This is a genomic window from Promicromonospora sp. NPDC050880 (assembly GCF_044456525.1).
In the GTDB taxonomy this organism is placed as follows: domain Bacteria; phylum Actinomycetota; class Actinomycetes; order Actinomycetales; family Cellulomonadaceae; genus Promicromonospora.
Map to the genome: position 1 here is coordinate 433,306 of NZ_JBITFV010000002.1, position 16,606 is coordinate 449,911.

A 16,606-nucleotide genomic window follows, 5' to 3' on the forward strand; every position below is an offset into this window, starting at 1 on the left:
CACGCGGACCGCCAGGCGGTCGGTCGTCCGGCGATGCGTCGCGGCGAAGCGGCACACCCGAACGGAAGTCTTGGCTGCGGCCCTCTGCCCGTCGTCTTCGCGGACGCCTGCCACCACGTTCTGTCGTGACAGCGGCACCGCGTGCGGATCACGGGCAGTGCTGGACTCTGCAGGCCACGCAGGGATGTGGGCCCGCGCGGGTTCGACCAGTATCGCACAGGAGGCGGCACCCGCCCTGCCTGGACCAAAGCGTGGTTCAACAGCGTGTACAGTTCCTTGTGAAGACATTCACAAGCGACGGAATCACCCCGCGGCGGCGCGCGGACCTGCTCGATCAGGCCTAGCGTCCCCAGGGACAGAGCCGTTCGAACACCTCACAGGAGCCCGGAGTGGAAGCCCTCGACCTGGCACGCTGGCAGTTCGGCATCACCACCGTCTATCACTTCATCTTCGTGCCGCTGACGATCGGCCTGGCGCCCCTCGTGGCGATCATGCAGACGGCGTGGGTCCGCACCGGGAACGAGCGCTGGCTGCGGCTGACCAAGTTCTTCGGCAAGCTCTTCCTGATCAACTTCGCGCTCGGCGTGGTCACCGGCATCGTGCAGGAGTTCCAGTTCGGCATGAACTGGAGCGAGTACTCGCGGTTCGTCGGTGACGTGTTCGGCGCCCCGCTCGCCATGGAGGCGCTGGCCGCCTTCTTCGTGGAGTCGACGTTCCTGGGCCTGTGGATCTTCGGCTGGGACCGCCTGAACAAGAAGGTGCACCTGGCGTGCATCTGGGCCGTGGCGGTCGCCGTGAACCTGTCCGCCTTCTTCATCCTGGCCGCCAACTCCTGGATGCAGCACCCCGTGGGCGCCCGGTACAACCCCGAGACCGGCCGCGCCGAGATGGAGTCGATCTGGGCCATCCTCGCCAACAACACGCTGTGGGCCGCGTTCCCGCACGCCGTCGCGGCCGCGTTCCTGACCGCGGGGACGTTCGTGGCCGGGATCGCCGCCTGGTGGATGGTGCGCCTGGCCCGGACCAGGCGGCCGGAGAACGTGGAGCTGGCGCGCGACGTCTACCGCCCGGCCGTGGTGCTGGGCACCGTGGTCATGCTGGTCGCCGGCGTCGGCGTCGCGCTGACGGGTGACGCCCAGGGCAAGCTGATGTTCGAGCAGCAGCCCGGCAAGATGGCCTCCGCCGAGGCCCTGTGCGAGGGCGAGGAGGCCGCCAACTTCTCGATCCTCACCATCGGCGACCTGTCCAACTCCTGCGAGGGCGTGCGGCACATCCTGGAGGTGCCCGGCCTGGCCAGCTACCTCGGCACCGGCCACTTCTCCGGCCCGGACAGCTTCCTGCCCGGTGTCAACGACGTGCAGCAGGAGTACTCCGAGCGGTACGGCGAGACCGACGACGCCGGCAACGCCATCTCCTACACCCCGAACCTCGCCGTCACCTACTGGAGCTTCCGGCTGATGATCGGCTTCGCCGCCGGGTCGGCGCTGCTCGCCCTGGCCGCCCTCTGGTTCACGCGCGGCGGCCGGGTCAGCGACAACACGTGGCTCGCCCGCATCGGTATCGCGGCGATCCCGACGCCGTTCCTCGCGTCGTCGTTCGGGTGGATCTTCACCGAGATGGGGCGCCAGCCCTGGGTGGTGGCGCCCAACCCGACCGGCATCGACCAGATCCGGCTGCTCACCATGCGGGGCGTCTCCGAGGTGGTGAGCCCCGGCATGGTGCTCACCTCGATGATCGTGTTCACCCTGCTCTACGGCGTGCTCGCCGTGGTCTGGTACCGGCTCATCCACCGCTACGCGATCGAGGGCGTCCCCGCCACGGTGCGCGACGAGTCCCCCGAGGCGGCGGACGACGACACCGACCGGCCGCTCTCGTTCGCCTACTGACCCCTCTGACCTCCGCCAGAACCAAGACTGACAAAGGACATGGCCGTGGATCTCGCGCTCGTGTGGTTCCTCATCATCGCGGTCCTGTGGACCGGATACCTCGTGCTGGAGGGCTTCGACTTCGGCGTCGGCATGCTGATGTCGTTGCTGCCCCGGGGTGACGGCGCGCACCGGGAGAAGGAGCGGCGCGTGCTGGTCAACAGCATCGGGCCCGTGTGGGACGGCAACGAGGTGTGGCTGCTCACCGCGGGCGGCGCCACCTTCGCGGCGTTCCCGGAGTGGTACGCCACCCTGTTCTCCGGCTTCTACCTGCCGCTGCTGCTCATCCTGGTGGCGCTCATCGTCCGGGGCGTCGCCTTCGAGTACCGCGGCAAGATCGCGGACGCCGTCTGGGCACGCCGCTGCGACGTCGCGATCCAGGTCGGGTCCTGGGTGCCCGCCGTGCTCTGGGGCGTGGCGTTCGCCAACCTCGTGCGCGGCGTGCAGCTCGACGAGGCGCACCAGTATGTAGGCGGGTTCTGGGCCCTGATCAACCCGTTCTCGCTGCTCGGCGGCGCCACCACGCTCGTGCTCTTCCTGCTGCACGGCTCGGTGTTCGTCGCCCTCAAGACGGACGGCGAGATCCGGGCGCGCGCCCGGCGGTTCGCCGGCGTGCTGTCGGTCGGTGCCCTGCTGGTGGCCGGCGGCTGGGCCCTGTGGGCGCAGCTCGCGTTCTCCGTCACCTGGACCTGGGCCGCCGTGGTGGTCGCCGCGCTGGCCCTGGTCGGCGTCGTGCTGACCAACCGCGTGGGTCGCGAGGGCTGGGCGTTCGGCCTGTCCGCCGTGACGATCGTCGCCGCCGTCGTGCTGATCTTCGGGTCCATGTTCCCGGACGTCATGCCCGGGCTGGACGGCGGCCCGTCGCTGAGCATCGCCGAGGCGGCGTCCACCCCGTACACCCTCACCGTCATGACCTGGGTCGCCGTGGTGCTCACCCCGCTGGTGATCCTCTACCAGGGCTGGACCTACTGGGTGTTCCGGCGCCGGCTGACCGTGGACCACATCCCCGCGCCGGCCGGGCTGACCTGGAAGAAGATCAAGGAGTCGGCCTTCTAGGCCGAGGAGCACGCGTGAAACCCCTGGACCCCCGGCTGCTGCGGCAGGTGCGGGCCGCCCGCTGGTACGTGGCGCTCACCGTCGGGCTCGGCATCGCCGCGGCCGCACTGATCGTGGCGCAGGCCCTCCTGATCGCGGCGTTGCTGACGCCCGTGGTGCGTGGGGACGGCGTGTCCGGCCCTCTGCTGGTGCGCACCTTCGCCGGGCTGGCGCTCGTCGTCGGCGGTCGGGCCGCCGTCGCCTGGGCGCAGGAGCGCTACGCGCTGCGCGCCGCCGCCCGGACCGTCGCCGAGCTGCGGCGGGCGGTGGTCGAGGCGTGGGCGCTGCGCGGGCCACGGGCGGCCTGGCCGACGGCGGGGAACGCGGCCGGCGCGGCCAGCCCGGAGGCCGAGGTCGCGACCCTCGCGACGCGCGGGCTCGACGTGCTGGAACCGTACCTGGTGCGCTACGTGCCGCAGCTCGTGCTGACGGCGCTGCTCACCCCGGCGCTCGTCGTCGTGGTGCTGGGCCTGGACTGGGTCTCGGCGCTGATCGCGATCGTGACCCTGCCGCTCGTGCCCGTGTTCATGGTGCTGGTGGGGCGCCTGACGGCCGGGACGTCGGAGCGGCGCCTCGCCACCGTGGAGCGGCTCGGTGCCCAGGTGCTCGATCTCGTCGCCGGGCTGCCGACCCTGCGCGCCTTCGGCCGGTCGGCCGGCCCGGCCGAGCGCGTGCGCGCCCTGGGCGACGCCTCCCGCAAGGCCACGATGGGCACCCTCCGGGTCGCGTTCCTGTCCTCGATGGTGCTCGAGCTGCTGACCACGCTGTCGGTCGCGATCATCGCCGTCGGCGTCGGGCTGCGGCTCGTCGAGGGGGCCATGGACCTGCAGCCGGCGCTGGCGGTGCTCGTGCTCGCGCCCGAGGTGTACCTGCCGCTGCGGCGGGTGGGCGCCGAGTTCCACGCGTCGGTCGACGGGATGGCGGCCGTGGACCGGGCGTTCACGTTGCTCGGGCCGCATCCGTCGGTGGCGGTCACGGAACGCCCAGCCGCCCGAGGCCGTTCCCGGTCGGCGGGCGGCACGCTGGTGCTGGACGGGGTGTCGGTGCAGGCCCCCGGACGCGGCGTGGTCGCGCCCGCCGGGCTGTCGGCGCGGATCCCCCTGGGCGACGGCCGGCCGGGCAGCGGCCGGGTCGTCGCCCTGCGCGGACCGAGCGGGTCGGGCAAGTCGACCGCGGTGCTCGCCGTCCTGGGCCTGCTCACGCCCGACGCCGGGCGGGTCGGCGTGGTACCGGACGGGCACGACGACGGTGCGCTCCGCGACCTCGCCGCCCTCCCCCCGGACGACCTCGACGAGTGGTGGTCCGGCCTCACCTGGGTGCCCCAGCGGCCGGCGCTCCCCCCGGGGCGGCTCCGCGACGTCGTCCGGGACGGCCTGCCCCACCCCGTCGACGACCGGGTGCTCGCCGACGCCGCGCGCCGGACGGGGCTGGACGCCGTCGTCGGCGCCCTGCCCGAGGGGTGGGACACGCGGGTCGGGCTCGGTGGCGTGGGACTGTCCGTGGGCCAGCGGCAGCGCGTCGCGCTCACGTCCGCGCTGCTCGACGACGCCGCCGACCGGCCGCTGGTGGTCCTCGACGAGCCGACCGCGCACCTCGACGCCCGCGGGGAGCAGACCGTGCTCGACACGGTGCGGGCCTGGCGGGACGCCGGCCGGACCGTGCTCGTCGTCGCGCACCGGGCGTCGCTGCTGGCCCTGGCGGACCAGGTGATCGACGTGCACGCGGCGGCGGAGCCGACCGCGGACCGGGCGACGGCCGTCCCCGCCGCGCGCCCGGCGACCGACGGGAGGACACCGTGAACGCTCCGGCGACCCGCGACCGGCCCCGCACCGGCTCCCCGCTGCGGGGCGCGGGGAACGATCCGCTGCGCCGCGTCCTGCCGCTGCTGGAGATCCGCCCGGGCAAGGTCGCCGCGGCGATCGCGCTCGGCGTGCTCACCCTGGGCTGCGCCATCGGGCTCGCCGCGGCCGCCGCCTGGCTCGTGGCGCGCGCGTCGCAGATGCCGCCGGTGCTCACGCTCTCGGTGGCGGTGGTGTCCGTGCGGGCCTTCGGCATCGGACGTGGCGTGCTGCGCTACTGCGAGCGCCTCGCGTCGCACGACGTCGCCCTGCGGGGCATGGCCGCCCTGCGCGCCAACCTGTACGCGCGGCTCGCCGCCGACGACCGCCCGGTCACGGTGCGGCGTGGCGAGCTGCTGGCACGGATCGGCCAGGACGTCGACGACGTGGGCGACGTCGTGGTGCGCGCGCTGGTGCCGGCCGGGGTCGCGGTGGTGACGTCGCTCGGTTCCGTGGTGCTGCTGGGTGTGCTGCTGCCTGCCGCGGGGGCGGCGCTGGCGGTGTGCCTGGTCCTCGCGGGGATCGTGACGCCGTGGCTGGCGGCCCGTGCGGCCGCCCGGACCGAGGTGCGGGGTGCGGCGGCCCGCGGCGAGGTGACCGCGCTGGCCCTGGAGCTCCTGGAGCAGTCGGCGCAGCTGCGCGTCGCCGGCCGGTTCGGCGCGCGGCTGCGCGACCTGGACGCCGCGGACGCGCGCCTGTCCGCCGTGTCGGACGACGGCGCCCGCACCTCCGGGCTCGCCGCCGGGCTGGGGGCGCTGGCGCAGGGGCTGGCGGTGCTCGCGTCGCTGGCGTTCGGCATCCCGGCGGCCCTGGCCGGGACGCTGTCGCCCGAGGCGCTGACCGTCGTGGTGCTGACGCCGCTGGCCGTCTTCGAGGCGACGGCGGGTCTGCCCGCCGCGGCGGTCCAGCTGCACCGGTCGCGTGCGGCAGCAGGCCGGCTGGTCGCGCTGCTGCCGGCAGACCCGGGTGCCGGCGGGTCACGGACGGAGGTGGGCACGGACGCGTCCGGCGCACCCGCCGACCACGACGACGACCGCCGGCTGCTCGTGCTCGACGACGTCGCCGCGGGCTGGCCCGGCGCGGACGGGCTGCCGCGCGCCGCGGTGGCCGGCGTGTCCCTCGCGCTGGAGCCGGGGTCGGTCGTGGCGCTGGCCGGCCCGTCCGGCGTCGGCAAGACGACCCTCCTGATGACGGCGGCACGTCTGGTCCCGCCGGTCGCCGGGGCGGTCGGCGGACGGTCGGGCGCGGGCCTGTTCGTCGCCGAGGACGGGCACCTGTTCGACACCACCGTGCTGGAGAACCTGCGGGTCGCGCGGGGTGACGTGACCCCCGAGGAGGCCCGCGCTGCGCTCGACGCCGTCGGGCTGGGTGCGTGGCTCGCGGCGCTCCCCCGGGGCCTGGAGACGGTGGTCGGCACGGACGCGGCCGCGGTGTCGGGTGGGGAGCGGCGGCGGCTCCTGGTGGCGCGTGCCCTCCTGGCGCCGGCCCGGGTGCTGCTCGTGGACGAGCCGGCGGAGCACCTGGACGGCGACACGGCGGACGCCCTGGTCCGCGCGGTCGCGGCGCACGCCCGCGCGACCGACCGGGCGGTGCTGCTGGCGACCCACCGGCTCAGCCCGCTGGCGGTCGCGGACGAGGTGCTGTTCCTGGGGCGCGGCGCGGGCGGAGGCGTGCCGGGGCCGGCCGACGTCGTCGCACGGGGCCGCCACGAGGACCTGCTCGCCTCGGATCCGGCGTACGGCTGGGCGGCCGCGCAGGAGCGGTGACCCATGGTCACCGTGCCTGGTGCTGCGCGTCGTGCGCCGGGGATCAGGAAGCCGGCAAGCTCTTGTCGAACTTCTTCGCGCGCTGCTCGTACCCCAGCCGCTCGTAGAAGGCGTGCGCGCCCTCGCGCCGGAACGCGGAGGACACCGTGATCCGGACACAGCCGTGGGCGAGCGCCCAGTCCTCGACGGTCGCCACGAGCGCCCGCCCGGCGCCGGTGCCGCGCCGTGTCTCGTCGACCACGAGGGCGGTCAGCTCAGCCACGGGCGCGTCGAGCTCGAACGGACTGCGGACGTGGCCCGCGGCGAACCCGGCCACCGCACCGGACGGGTCCTCCACAGCCACCCAGGCCGCGTCGTACGGGCTCCCGGCCACGCGCGCGAACCGGGCGTCGAGATCAGCGGCGGTCGTGGGGTACCCGAGCTGGCCGAGCAGCGGGGCGACCGCGGGTGAGTCGGCCGGGACGGCGCGTCGGATCTGCACGCCTCATCGTAGGCGGCGTCATCGTGGACGGCCTCAGCCGTCGCCCAGCAGCGCCATCGCCGCCGCCCGGCCGGGGATGCCGCTCACCCCGCCGCCGCGCCGGGCGCCCGCACCCGCCAGCAGCACCCGGCGGTGCTCCGTCTCGACGCCCCACCGCCCGGCGTCGTCGGCGGACTCGGCGAACGGCCAGGCCAGGTCGCGGTGGAAGATGTGCCCGCCGGGCAGCCCGACGTCGCCCTCCAGGTCCACCGGGGTGCGCACCTCCAGGCAGGGCACGCCGTCGGCGTCGTGCGCCAGGACGTCCTCGACCGGTTCGGCCAGCACCGAGTTCAGCGAGGCGAGGGTGGCCGCGAGGGCCCGCTCGCGGGCCCCGTCGGGATCGGCGCGGAAGAGCCGGGCGGGCATGTGCAGCCCGAACAGCGTGATGGTCTGCGCCTCGGTCGCGGCCAGGTCCGGGCCGAGGATCGACCGGTCGGACAGCGTGTGGCAGTAGATCTCGCTCGGCGGCAGGTCGGGCACCCGGCCCGCGGCGGCCTGCGCGTACGCCGTCTGGAGCTGGGTGAGGGACTCGTTGACGTGCAGCGTGCCGCTGAACGCCGCGACCGGGTCCACGCCGTCGCGCAGGCGGGGCAGCCGGTCGAGCAGCATGTTCACCTTGAGCTGCGCGCCCTCGGGGTACGCCGGGGACGTGGTGGCCCCCGCCACGTCCCGCCCGTCGGCCGTGCCCCGGCCGGCAGCGGCCAGGAGCCGGTCGAGCTCGGCCGGCGCACACCCGGCGAGCAGGTGCCCGGCGGTCACGCCCCGGGTGCGCCCGTCGGCGCCGGTCCAGGTGACCTCCACGCCGGTGGCCCCGGGGTCGACGGCGGTGACCGTCGCCGAGGTGACGATCGTGGCGCCGGCGGACACGGCGGCGTCGCGCAGGGCGCCCGAGACGGCGCCCATGCCGCCCACCGGCACGTCCCAGTCGCCGGTCCCGTTGCCGATCACGTGGTACAGGAAGCACCGGTTCTGGCGCAGGGACGCCTCGTCGATGTCGGCGAAGGTGCCGATGAGGCCGTCGGTGGCGGCGATGCCGCGGACCACGTCGTCGGCGAAGGTGCGCCGCAGCAGCGCGCCGAGCGGCTCCTCGAACAGGGCTCGCCAGGCCTCCTCGCCCACGCCGTCGACCACGAGGTCCCGCACGGCCGAGCGTGTGAGCAGGGGTTCGGTGAGCGTCGGCGCGAGGCGGCGGGCGACCTCGGCGGTCGTCGCGTAGAAGCGGCCCCACGCCTCGAAGTCCGCGTCGGCTCCGGTCAGGCTCCGGAACGAGGCCCGCGTGGCGGCGTCGTCCCCCGTATCGACGAGGAGGCCGCCGTCGGCCACGGGCGTGTAGGAGGACCAGCGCCGCCGCCGCAGCGTGACCGGCAGCCCGAGCTCGGTGACCACGCGCCGCGGCAGCAGCGAGACCAGGTAGGAGTAGCGCGACAGGCGCGCGTCGACACCCGCGAAGGGGCGGGCCGAGACGGCGGCGCCGCCCACGTGGTCGGCGCGCTCCAGGACGAGCACCGACCGTCCGCTGCGAGCGGCGTACGCCGCGGCGGTGAGGCCGTTGTGCCCGCCGCCCACGACGACGGCGTCGTACCGGGAGTGCAGGCGCGGGGACGCGGTGGGATCGACCATGGCGGACATGGTGACACGGAACTCATTGCCAAGAGAGTTCCATCACAGGACGGTATGTGACCTAATCGTGACATTTGCCAGGGACCCCGGTACGGTCGGTCTCACCTCTCCAGAAGCGGGGAGGTCCAGGTCCGGACGCCGAGCCCTGTCACCGGACCTGAGCAGCTACGACGTGACAGGGGCGGGGGAACCAGGTAAGCCGGGCACGCGAGTGTCCTCGGGGTGAAGCCTCGTACGAGGCCGGGTGATCGAACTCCCCATCCGAACCCGACAGCTCACCTCGTAGGCGTCCGAGGAGATCACTGGTGACCGTACTCACCGACCGCACCCACGACTGGGCGGACGACCAGGCAGACCGTCCCGCCAGCCGGGGTCGGCACCGCGCCGAGGGCCCCGCTCTCACCCCCTTCACCGCACTCACCCAGACCGCCGCCGAGAATGCCGCCCGCACGGGCGCCATCGCGGTCGTCACCTCCGGCATGCTGGCCTCGGTCTTCACCCAGACCGCCCACACCGCGCCCGCCGAGTCGCACACCCAGGCCACGCTCGCGAACGCCACGCCGGTCAGCAACACCGTCGACACCACGATCTCGGCCGGCCTGGCCGAGAACCTGGTCACCAAGGTCAAGGTCACGCAGAACGCCGACTTCTGGGCCGAGAGCGGCCGCGTGTCGGTGACCCCGTACGCCGAGACCGAGGAAGGCATCGCCGAGGCGAAGGCGAAGGCCGAGGCCGAGGCACGCGCCAAGGCCGAGGCGGAGGCCAAGGCCCGCGCCGAGGCCGAGGCCGCCGCCGCGGCGGAAGCAGCGGCCGCCGCCGCAGCCGCTGCGGAGGCCGAGGCGGAGGCCGCTGCGGCAGCAGCCGTGGAGGCCGAGGCGGAGGCCGCTGCGGCAGCAGCCGTGGAGAGCTCCGCCGACCTGGGCCAGCAGGCCGTCAACCTGGCCCTCGAGTACGTGGGCGTGCCCTACGTGTGGGGCGGAGCCTCCCCCAGTGGCTTCGACTGCTCCGGGCTCATCCAGTACGTCTACGCGCAGCTCGGGATCGACCTCCCGCACAGCTCGAGCTCGATGGCGACCGTGGGCTACCAGGTCTCCGCCGCCGAGGCGCAGCCCGGTGACATCGTCTGGACGTCCGGCCACGTCTCCCTCTACGCGGGCGACGGCATGGTGGTCGAGGCCCAGCAGGAGGGCGTCCCCGTGCACTACACGGAGATGTGGCAGAACAACCCGGTCTACATCCGGGTGACGGGCTGACCCTCCCGGTCCCGGAACGCCCGCCTGGTCCCCCGGCCCGGCGGGCGTTCCGCGTCGTGGGTGCACACCCGCGCCCGTCCGGTAACGTCCCCGGCGTGAAGATCCTCGTACCGGACGTACCGTTCGACCTCGACTTCCCGTCCCGCCTGCCCGACGGCGGAGCCTCCTTCGCGCCCGGCGGCCCCGACAGCGTGGTCGCCTACGCGATGAACGAGCCGGTCCCCGAGGAACACACCGACGCCGACGTGCTGGTCACCTGGTCCAGCCCGCCGAAGGTCGTCGCCGACGCCGCCCGCCGGCTCACCCGCGTGCGCTGGGTGCAGACCCTGACCGCGGGGCCGGACGTCGTGCTCCGAGCCGGGTTCGCGCCCGACGTCGTCGTCTCCTCGGGCCAGTCGCTGCACGACGACACCGTGGCCGAGCACGCCCTCGCCCTGATCCTGGCCACCGTGCGCCGCATCGACGTCTCGCTCGCCGCCCAGCAGGAGCACCGCTGGGCCAAGGAGATCACGTTCGCCCAGGCCGACCCGGTCACCGGCCGCGAGTACACGCTCGACGAGGCACGGGTGACGATCTGGGGCTTCGGCTCGATCGCCCTGCGGCTCGCCCCGCTGCTGACCGCGCTCGGTGCCCAGGTCACCGGCGTCGCCTCCCGTGCCGGTGAGCGCGCCGGGTACCCGGTGGTCGGAGCAGACGGTCTGGAGGCCCAGCTCGCCGAGACCGACCTGCTGGTCTCGCTGCTGCCCGCCCTGCCCACCACCCGGTACATCCTCGACGCCCGCCTGCTGGGCCTGCTCCCGCCGACCGCGCGGTTCGTGAACGTGGGCCGGGGCGCGACCGTCGACGAGGCCGCCCTGGAGGACGCGCTGCGCTCCGGGCGGCTCGCCGGTGCCGCCCTGGACGTCATGGAGACCGAGCCGCTGCCCGCGGACTCGCCGCTGTGGGACGTGCCGAACCTGATCCTCACCCCGCACGTGGCGGGCGGGCGCCCCCGGCGAGCGGCTCAGTTCCTGGCCGACCAGCTCACGGCCTGGCGGGCGGGCAGCCCGATCCGCAACGTGACGGCGCGATAGCGCGGGGTGGCTCGACGGGGCGGGGCGGGGCGGGGCAGAGCGGGGGGCAAGGTGACGGGGCGGGGCCCGTGGCGTCGGAGCGGGCCCAAGGCGTCGGAGCGGGCCCAAGGCCACGGGGCGGGCCCAAGGCGACGGGGCGGGCCCAAGGCGACGGGGCGGGCCCAAGGCGACGGGGCGGGCCCAAGGCGACGGGGCGGCAGGCACGGGCGGACGCGCTCGACGCTCCCCGCCGAGTCCGGCGCGCTCGACGCTCCCGGCCGGGCGGGTGTGGCAGGAGGTGCGCTTCTACCCAGCGATTAGGCCCAGAAACGGCAATGATTCTGGGCACAATCGCTGGGTAGAAGCGCACTCTCTGCGTTCGGGCGTCATCTCGGCGTCTCTGCCGTTCAGGCGTTATCTCGGCGTGCGGGGGCGGGGCTGGCAGACGGGGCACGTGAACGACGACCGGTTCATGAACGGGTCACGGCGGATCAGCGCGCCGCAGCGGCGGCACTCCGCGTTCTCCCGGCCGTACACGGCCAGCGACCGGTCGAAGTAACCGGACTGCCCGTTGACGTTGACGTACAGGTCGTCGAAGCTCGTGCCGCCCTGGGCCAGCGCCTCGCGCATCACCTCGGCCGCCGCGTCCAGCACCCGGCGCACGTCCGCGGCCCGGAGCCGGTCGGTCGCACGCGCCCAGTGCACCTGTGCGCGCCACAGCGCCTCGTCGGCGTAGATGTTGCCCACGCCGGACACGACCGTCTGGTCCAGGAGCGCGCGCTTGATCTGTGTCCGACGCCGGCGCACCCGCCGGACCAGGCTGTTCAGGTCGAGGTTCGGGTCCAGCAGGTCGCGGGCGATGTGCGCCACGGGCTCCGGGAGCAGCGGGAGGTCCGAACCGTGACCGGCCGGGGCGGATGTGATCGACGGAGCGGGCAGGGCAGACGCTCCGGCCACGGCCGAGGCGACGGGCGAGGCGACAGCCGAGGCGACGGGCGAGGTGACGGGTGAGGCCGCTCCGTCCGGCACGAGATCCTGGACGCTCAGGTGCCCGAACGTGCGCTGATCGACGAAGTCGAGGTAGCGCGCCCCGGACGGCGCGCCGGTCAGGTGCAGGCGGACGCGCAGGTGCGGGTGCCGCCAGTCGTCGGCCGGGGTGGCACCGTCCGGGCCGACGGCGGCGTCGCCCGGCGTGGGGTCGCCGGTCGTCGCCCCGCGCACGAGGAGCTGACCCGACATGCCCAGGTGCGCCAGCAGTGCAGCGGCCGGCAGCGCGGTCTGCAGCGTGGTCGGGAGCGCACGCCCAGCGTCGGCCGGGGCGCTCGCCTGGATGCCCGGCCCGGCCGCACAGTCCCCCGGCCCGGCCGCACGGTCCCCTGGCCCGGGGAGCTCCAGCGGCAACCACAGGAACTTGCCGCGGCGCACCGCCGCTGCCAGGCGCCGGCCCACGAGCTGGTCGCGGAACGAGCCGGGGCCGCCGTCGTGCCGGCGGACGCTGTACTCGCGGAACACCTCGACGTCGCGCACGACGGCGCCGACCACCAGGCGGTCGAGGCCGTCCCGGACGGTCTCGACCTCGGGAAGCTCAGGCACCGGCGGCCGACGCCTTGCTGCCGGACGTGTCCCCGGACCCCGGGAGGGGGAACTTCTGGAGCAGCGCCCGGTAGGTCTCCTCGGCAGCGCCCTGCTCCGCGTGCTTCTTCGCGGACCCGGAACCGGAGCCGTAGGTGACCCCGTCGATCACGACCGTCGAGTGGAAGATCCGGGCGTGCTCGGGTCCCTCGAACGTGGCGACGTACTCCGGTGCGCCGAGGCCGCGCTCGGCGGACGCCTCCTGGAGCGACGTCTTCCAGTCGAGCCCGGCGCCCAGGCCCGCCGCGACGTCGAGCGTCGCGTCCACGAGCCGGTGCACGAGCGCGCGCGACGTCTCCAGGCCGTGCGACAGGTAGGTGGCACCGATCAGGGCCTCGACCGTGTCGGACAGGATCGAGTCCTTCTCGAAGCCGCGCGTGCGGATCTCACCCTTGCCGAGCAGCACGTACTTGCCCAGGCCCAGGGTGCGCGCGACGGCGGCCAGCGCGCGCTGCGACACCGTCGCCGCCCGCATGCGCGCCAGATCGCCCTCGGAGAGGTCCGGGTGACGCCGGTAGAGCGCCTCGGTGACCACGAGCCCCAGCACGGTGTCGCCCAGGAACTCCAGGCGTTCGTTCGTGGGGATGCCACCGGCCTCGTGCGCGAACGACCGGTGGGTCAGTGCCAGCACAAGAAGCTCGGGGTCCAGATGGACCCCGAGCTTCTCGAGCAGCGCGGTAGGTTCCGGCCGTGCCGGCGACGTCCCGCCCTTGGCCACGTCAGCCCGCGTGAACGGTCTTCAGGGCGTCGCGGTAGGTGCGACCCTTGTAGGTGCCGCACGTGGGGCACGCGGTGTGCGGCAGCTTGTTGCCCTGGCACTGCGGGCAGGTGGTGAGGGTCGCTGCGGTGGTCTTCCACTGCGAGCGACGCGCACGGGTGTTGCTGCGCGACATCTTGCGCTTCGGAACAGCCACGGCTAGCTCTCTTTCGTCTCGTCCGACACGCTCGTAGATTCGAGCATGCTCTGCAGCGCCGACCAACGAGGGTCGACTACGTCATGGTGATGACCGGGGTCGTCGGCCAGACGCGCTCCGCACTCGGAGCACAGGCCCGGGCAGTCCTCCCGGCACAACGGTTGAAATGGTAGTGCAGTGACGACCGAATCCCGAAGCGGAGGCTCCAGGTCGGCCAGATCGTCCTCCAGGACGGACTCCTCGTCCTGGACCTCGTCGTCCCCCGCCTCGGCCGACGCGGCGGCCTTCTCGGGGTAGGCGAACAGCTCGGTGACGTCGACGACGGTCTCGTACGAGATCGGGTCGAGGCAGCGGCTGCACTCCCCCTGGACCGTGCCGCGGACCGTCCCGGAGACCAGGACGCCCTCCATCACGGCCTCGAGCCGGAGGTCCAGCTCAAGGTCGGAACCCTCCGGGATGCCGATCACGGCGGTGCCGAGGTCGGCAGGTGCCTGCACGGTCGCGGTGTGCGTCCGTGACGTTCCGGGACGCCGAGACAGTTCGTGCGTGTCGAGCACGAGCGGCGAGTTCGGTTCGCGGGAAATGGCAGGCTCCGAGGAAGACGGTTGTCCGGGCGGACGGGGAAGGGGGTGGACCGGCGCGCAACCGCACGCCAGGGACCAAAAGCCAATCCTACGACATCGGGCGAGCGGCACGCGCACCGTGCGGGGTGACAGCCCTCACGACCCGGCGGGCGAGACCCCCAGCGCGGACCGCAGCGCGTCCACGACCCCGGCGGGCACCAGGTCGTCGACCGGTCCGCCGTGCCGCACGATGTCCTTCACCAGCGACGACGCGATGTGCGCGTACCGCTGATCACCCGGCAGGAAGATCGTCTCCACACCGGACAGGTGCCGGTTCATCAGGGCCATCGGCTGCTCGGCGTCGAAGTCCGCGCCGCCGCGCAGCCCCTTGACCACGGCGACCGCCCCGGCCTCCCGGCAGAAGTCGACCAGCAGTCCGGGCACGACGGCGACCCGCACCCGCGCCATCGCCGGATCCGTCTGCGCTGCGCCGTGCACCGCGGCGCGCACGAGCGAGGCGCGCGTCTCCAGGTCCAGCAGCCCGGACTTGCCGGGGTTCTTCGCGATGCCGACCACGACGTCGTCGAACATCGTGGCGGCGCGGCGCACCACGTCGAGGTGGCCGAGGGTGATGGGGTCGAAGGACCCGGGGCAGACGACGGTGGTCACGCGCTCACGCTATCCGACGGATCCGCGGGGCCGGCGTCCGGGACCTCCGGCTCCGCGTAGTACACGACCGTCTCGCCGTAGTCCTTGCGGGCGAACCGCTCCAGACCGTCGGGCCAGGCCGGTTCCGGCGTCCGGGTCGACCGCTCCACGACCACCACCGCGCCGTCGGCCAGGACGCCGGGCACGGCCAGGTGTGCGAGCACGACGGCGAGCGCGTCCTCACCGAGGTCGTAGGGCGGGTCGAGGAAGACGAGGTCGAGCCCGGGGCCTGCAGCCCGCCCCGGCCCGGCGAGCGCCGCCGCGAACCGCTCGGCGGTGTCGGTGACGACGCGCACGCCGGTCAGGCCGAGCGTGGCGACGTTCCGGCGGGCGACGTCGGTCGCGGGGCGGGCGCTGTCCACGAGGGTCACCGTGGCCGCGCCGCGGCTGGCGGCCTCCAGCCCGAGCGCGCCCGAGCCGGCGTAGAGGTCGAGCACCCGGGCGCCGTCGAGCACGTCGAGGTGCTCCAGGCGGGAGAAGACGGCCTCGCGGACCCGGTCGCTGGTCGGCCGGGTGCCCTTCGCGGGCACCGCGATCGACCGCCCGCCGACCACCCCCGCCACGATCCTGCTCACGCCCCCGACCCTAACCCGCCCCCGGCACCGTTGAGTGCGGGATATTCGCCCCTCCGGCACGCGAAGAAGGGCGAATGTCCCGCACTCAACGGTCGTGTCGGGTCAGGAAGAGGGGGTGTCGATGCGGGCCAGGATCGGGAGGTGATCGCTCGGGGTGCGGGGCAGGGCGCGGGTCTCCGTGACCGTGGCGCCGCGGGCGAGCACGTGATCGATCTGCACCACCGGGAAGGTCGCCGGGTAGGTGAGCTCGAAGCCCGTGGTCGGCGCGGTGACGAGGTTGGTCAGAGGCGCGATCGCGTCGTCGGCGAGCACGGCGTTGAGGTCGCCCGCGACGAGCACCGCCTCGCTCTCCTCGGCGGCCACGGCGTTCGCGAGCTGCAGCGCGCTCGCGTTGCGCAGCCCGGTCTCGAACCCGCCGCTCCCGAACCGGACCGACGGGAGGTGCGCCACGAACAGCGTGACGGCGGCATCCTCGCGCCGGATCACCACGCGCAGGCACCGGTCCCAGGTCGCCTCGACACCCTCGGGCCGGATGTCCACGGGGGTCGCGTCACGCAGCGGGTACCGCGACCAGACGCCGACGGTGCCCTGCGTCTCGTGGTGGGGCAGCGCCTCCCCGAACGCGCGCGTGTACTGCTCGGCCGTCTCCCGGGAGACCTCGGTGAGGGTCACGACGTCGGGTTCGGCGGCGAGCAGCACCTCGGCCGTGCCCGCCACGTCGGTGTTGGTGTCGCTCGCGTTGTGCTGCACCACCGTCAGGTCCGCGGGGGCCGGCTCCGGCGGACGGATCTGTGGCAGGAAGACCCAGATCCAGGCGACGAGCGGCAGCAGGACGACGAGGATCGCGAGCGCCGACCGCCGCACCAGGGCGGCGAGGATGCCCAGCGGTACGGCGAGCCCGAGCCAGGGCAGGAAGGTCTGGACCAGGCTGCCGAGGTTTCCCCACCGGTTGGGCACGAGCTCGTGGCCCAGCAGCAGCGCCGCCACCAGCACGGATCCGAGCGCCAGCAGCCTGCCACGCTGCCACGCGGTCTTCGCGGGCCTGTCGCTGTGTATCGCATGCCTCGCGTCGACCGTCATCGGCGGGGACTCTATCGTTTGCCTGTTTCGAACGTAAGGCGTGGGTCATCCCTTTCACCCGGTCC

Annotated in this window: 15 protein-coding genes and 1 riboswitch; of the genes, 6 read left to right on the top strand and 9 right to left on the bottom strand. The window is 74.1% G+C overall.

Annotation, left to right across the window (positions count from 1 at the left end; genetic code table 11):
• Positions 1 to 389: 389 nt before the first annotated feature.
• The 4 genes from ACIBBF_RS05825 to cydC are packed head-to-tail and all read left to right on the top strand — an operon-like array spanning position 390 to position 6,624.
• Positions 390 to 1,886 (top strand): cytochrome ubiquinol oxidase subunit I, encoded by a 1,497-nt coding sequence (locus tag ACIBBF_RS05825; RefSeq protein WP_397411431.1) that lies wholly within the window; start codon positions 390 to 392, stop codon positions 1,884 to 1,886.
• Positions 1,887 to 1,931: 45 nt separating this feature from the next.
• Entirely contained in the window at positions 1,932 to 2,981 is a 1,050-nt protein-coding gene (gene cydB, locus ACIBBF_RS05830; protein WP_397411433.1) for a cytochrome d ubiquinol oxidase subunit II, read from the top strand.
• Between the two features lie 14 nt (positions 2,982 to 2,995).
• Entirely contained in the window at positions 2,996 to 4,819 is a 1,824-nt protein-coding gene (cydD, locus tag ACIBBF_RS05835) for a thiol reductant ABC exporter subunit CydD (protein ID WP_397411435.1), read from the top strand.
• Positions 4,816 to 6,624, top strand: a complete 1,809-nt coding sequence (cydC, locus tag ACIBBF_RS05840) for a thiol reductant ABC exporter subunit CydC (RefSeq protein WP_397411437.1) — start codon at positions 4,816 to 4,818, stop codon at positions 6,622 to 6,624. Before cydD ends, cydC begins: the two co-directional genes overlap by 4 nt.
• Positions 6,625 to 6,667: 43 nt before the next feature.
• Here the strand turns inward: cydC and ACIBBF_RS05845 are convergent, their stop codons facing one another.
• Both ACIBBF_RS05845 and ACIBBF_RS05850 read right to left on the bottom strand, forming a co-directional pair.
• Positions 6,668 to 7,105: a GNAT family N-acetyltransferase gene (locus tag ACIBBF_RS05845; protein ID WP_397411439.1), complete on the bottom strand. Its 438-nt coding sequence runs from the start codon at positions 7,103 to 7,105 to the stop codon at positions 6,668 to 6,670.
• Between the two features lie 33 nt (positions 7,106 to 7,138).
• Entirely contained in the window at positions 7,139 to 8,764 is a 1,626-nt protein-coding gene (locus tag ACIBBF_RS05850; protein WP_397411441.1) for a phytoene desaturase family protein, read from the bottom strand.
• 126 nt (positions 8,765 to 8,890) lie between these two features.
• A riboswitch (cyclic di-AMP (ydaO/yuaA leader) is annotated at positions 8,891 to 9,069 on the top strand.
• On the opposite strand from ACIBBF_RS05850, the gene ACIBBF_RS05855 reads away from it, so the two are divergent.
• Together ACIBBF_RS05855 and ACIBBF_RS05860 are read left to right on the top strand one after the other, a co-directional pair.
• Positions 9,070 to 10,017 carry a C40 family peptidase gene (locus ACIBBF_RS05855; RefSeq protein WP_397411443.1) on the top strand — a complete coding sequence of 316 codons (948 nt, stop codon included), beginning with the start codon at positions 9,070 to 9,072 and terminating at the stop codon, positions 10,015 to 10,017.
• Between the two features lie 95 nt (positions 10,018 to 10,112).
• Positions 10,113 to 11,090, top strand: a complete 978-nt coding sequence (locus ACIBBF_RS05860; protein ID WP_397411445.1) for an NAD(P)-dependent oxidoreductase — start codon at positions 10,113 to 10,115, stop codon at positions 11,088 to 11,090.
• Between the two features lie 393 nt (positions 11,091 to 11,483).
• Here ACIBBF_RS05860 and ACIBBF_RS05865 read toward each other — a convergent pair whose 3' ends face one another.
• The 7 genes from ACIBBF_RS05865 to ACIBBF_RS05895 all read right to left on the bottom strand — a co-directional run bounded on the left by ACIBBF_RS05865 (position 11,484) and on the right by ACIBBF_RS05895 (position 16,541).
• Positions 11,484 to 12,662, bottom strand: coding sequence for a DNA-formamidopyrimidine glycosylase family protein (locus ACIBBF_RS05865; RefSeq protein ID WP_397411447.1), 1,179 nt, complete (start codon positions 12,660 to 12,662; stop codon positions 11,484 to 11,486).
• Positions 12,655 to 13,419, bottom strand: a complete 765-nt coding sequence (gene rnc / locus ACIBBF_RS05870; protein ID WP_397411449.1) for a ribonuclease III — start codon at positions 13,417 to 13,419, stop codon at positions 12,655 to 12,657. Before rnc ends, ACIBBF_RS05865 begins: the two co-directional genes overlap by 8 nt.
• A 1-nt stretch (position 13,420) precedes the next feature.
• Positions 13,421 to 13,615, bottom strand: a complete 195-nt coding sequence (gene rpmF, locus ACIBBF_RS05875; RefSeq protein ID WP_108495103.1) for a 50S ribosomal protein L32 — start codon at positions 13,613 to 13,615, stop codon at positions 13,421 to 13,423.
• 2 nt (positions 13,616 to 13,617) lie between these two features.
• On the bottom strand, positions 13,618 to 14,172 hold the full coding sequence (locus ACIBBF_RS05880) for a YceD family protein (RefSeq protein WP_397411451.1): 555 nt from the start codon (positions 14,170 to 14,172) through the stop codon (positions 13,618 to 13,620).
• A 162-nt stretch (positions 14,173 to 14,334) separates the two neighbouring features.
• Positions 14,335 to 14,847, bottom strand: a complete 513-nt coding sequence (gene coaD, locus ACIBBF_RS05885; protein ID WP_397411453.1) for a pantetheine-phosphate adenylyltransferase — start codon at positions 14,845 to 14,847, stop codon at positions 14,335 to 14,337.
• The gene (gene rsmD, locus ACIBBF_RS05890; protein ID WP_397411455.1) at positions 14,844 to 15,461 is read right to left on the bottom strand and encodes a 16S rRNA (guanine(966)-N(2))-methyltransferase RsmD; all 618 of its coding nucleotides are present in this window, start codon (positions 15,459 to 15,461) and stop codon (positions 14,844 to 14,846) included. Before rsmD ends, coaD begins: the two co-directional genes overlap by 4 nt.
• A 102-nt stretch (positions 15,462 to 15,563) precedes the next feature.
• A complete protein-coding gene (locus tag ACIBBF_RS05895; RefSeq protein WP_397411457.1) occupies positions 15,564 to 16,541 on the bottom strand; it encodes an endonuclease/exonuclease/phosphatase family protein in 978 nt (325 codons plus the stop codon).
• Positions 16,542 to 16,606 lie beyond the last annotated feature (65 nt).

Coding starts and splice junctions, on each gene's coding strand:
- ACIBBF_RS05850 (WP_397411441.1), bottom strand. CDS start 8,764: ATGGTCGATCCCACCGCGTCCCCGCGCCTGCACTCCCGGTACGACGCC.
- ACIBBF_RS05895 (WP_397411457.1), bottom strand. CDS start 16,541: ATGACGGTCGACGCGAGGCATGCGATACACAGCGACAGGCCCGCGAAG.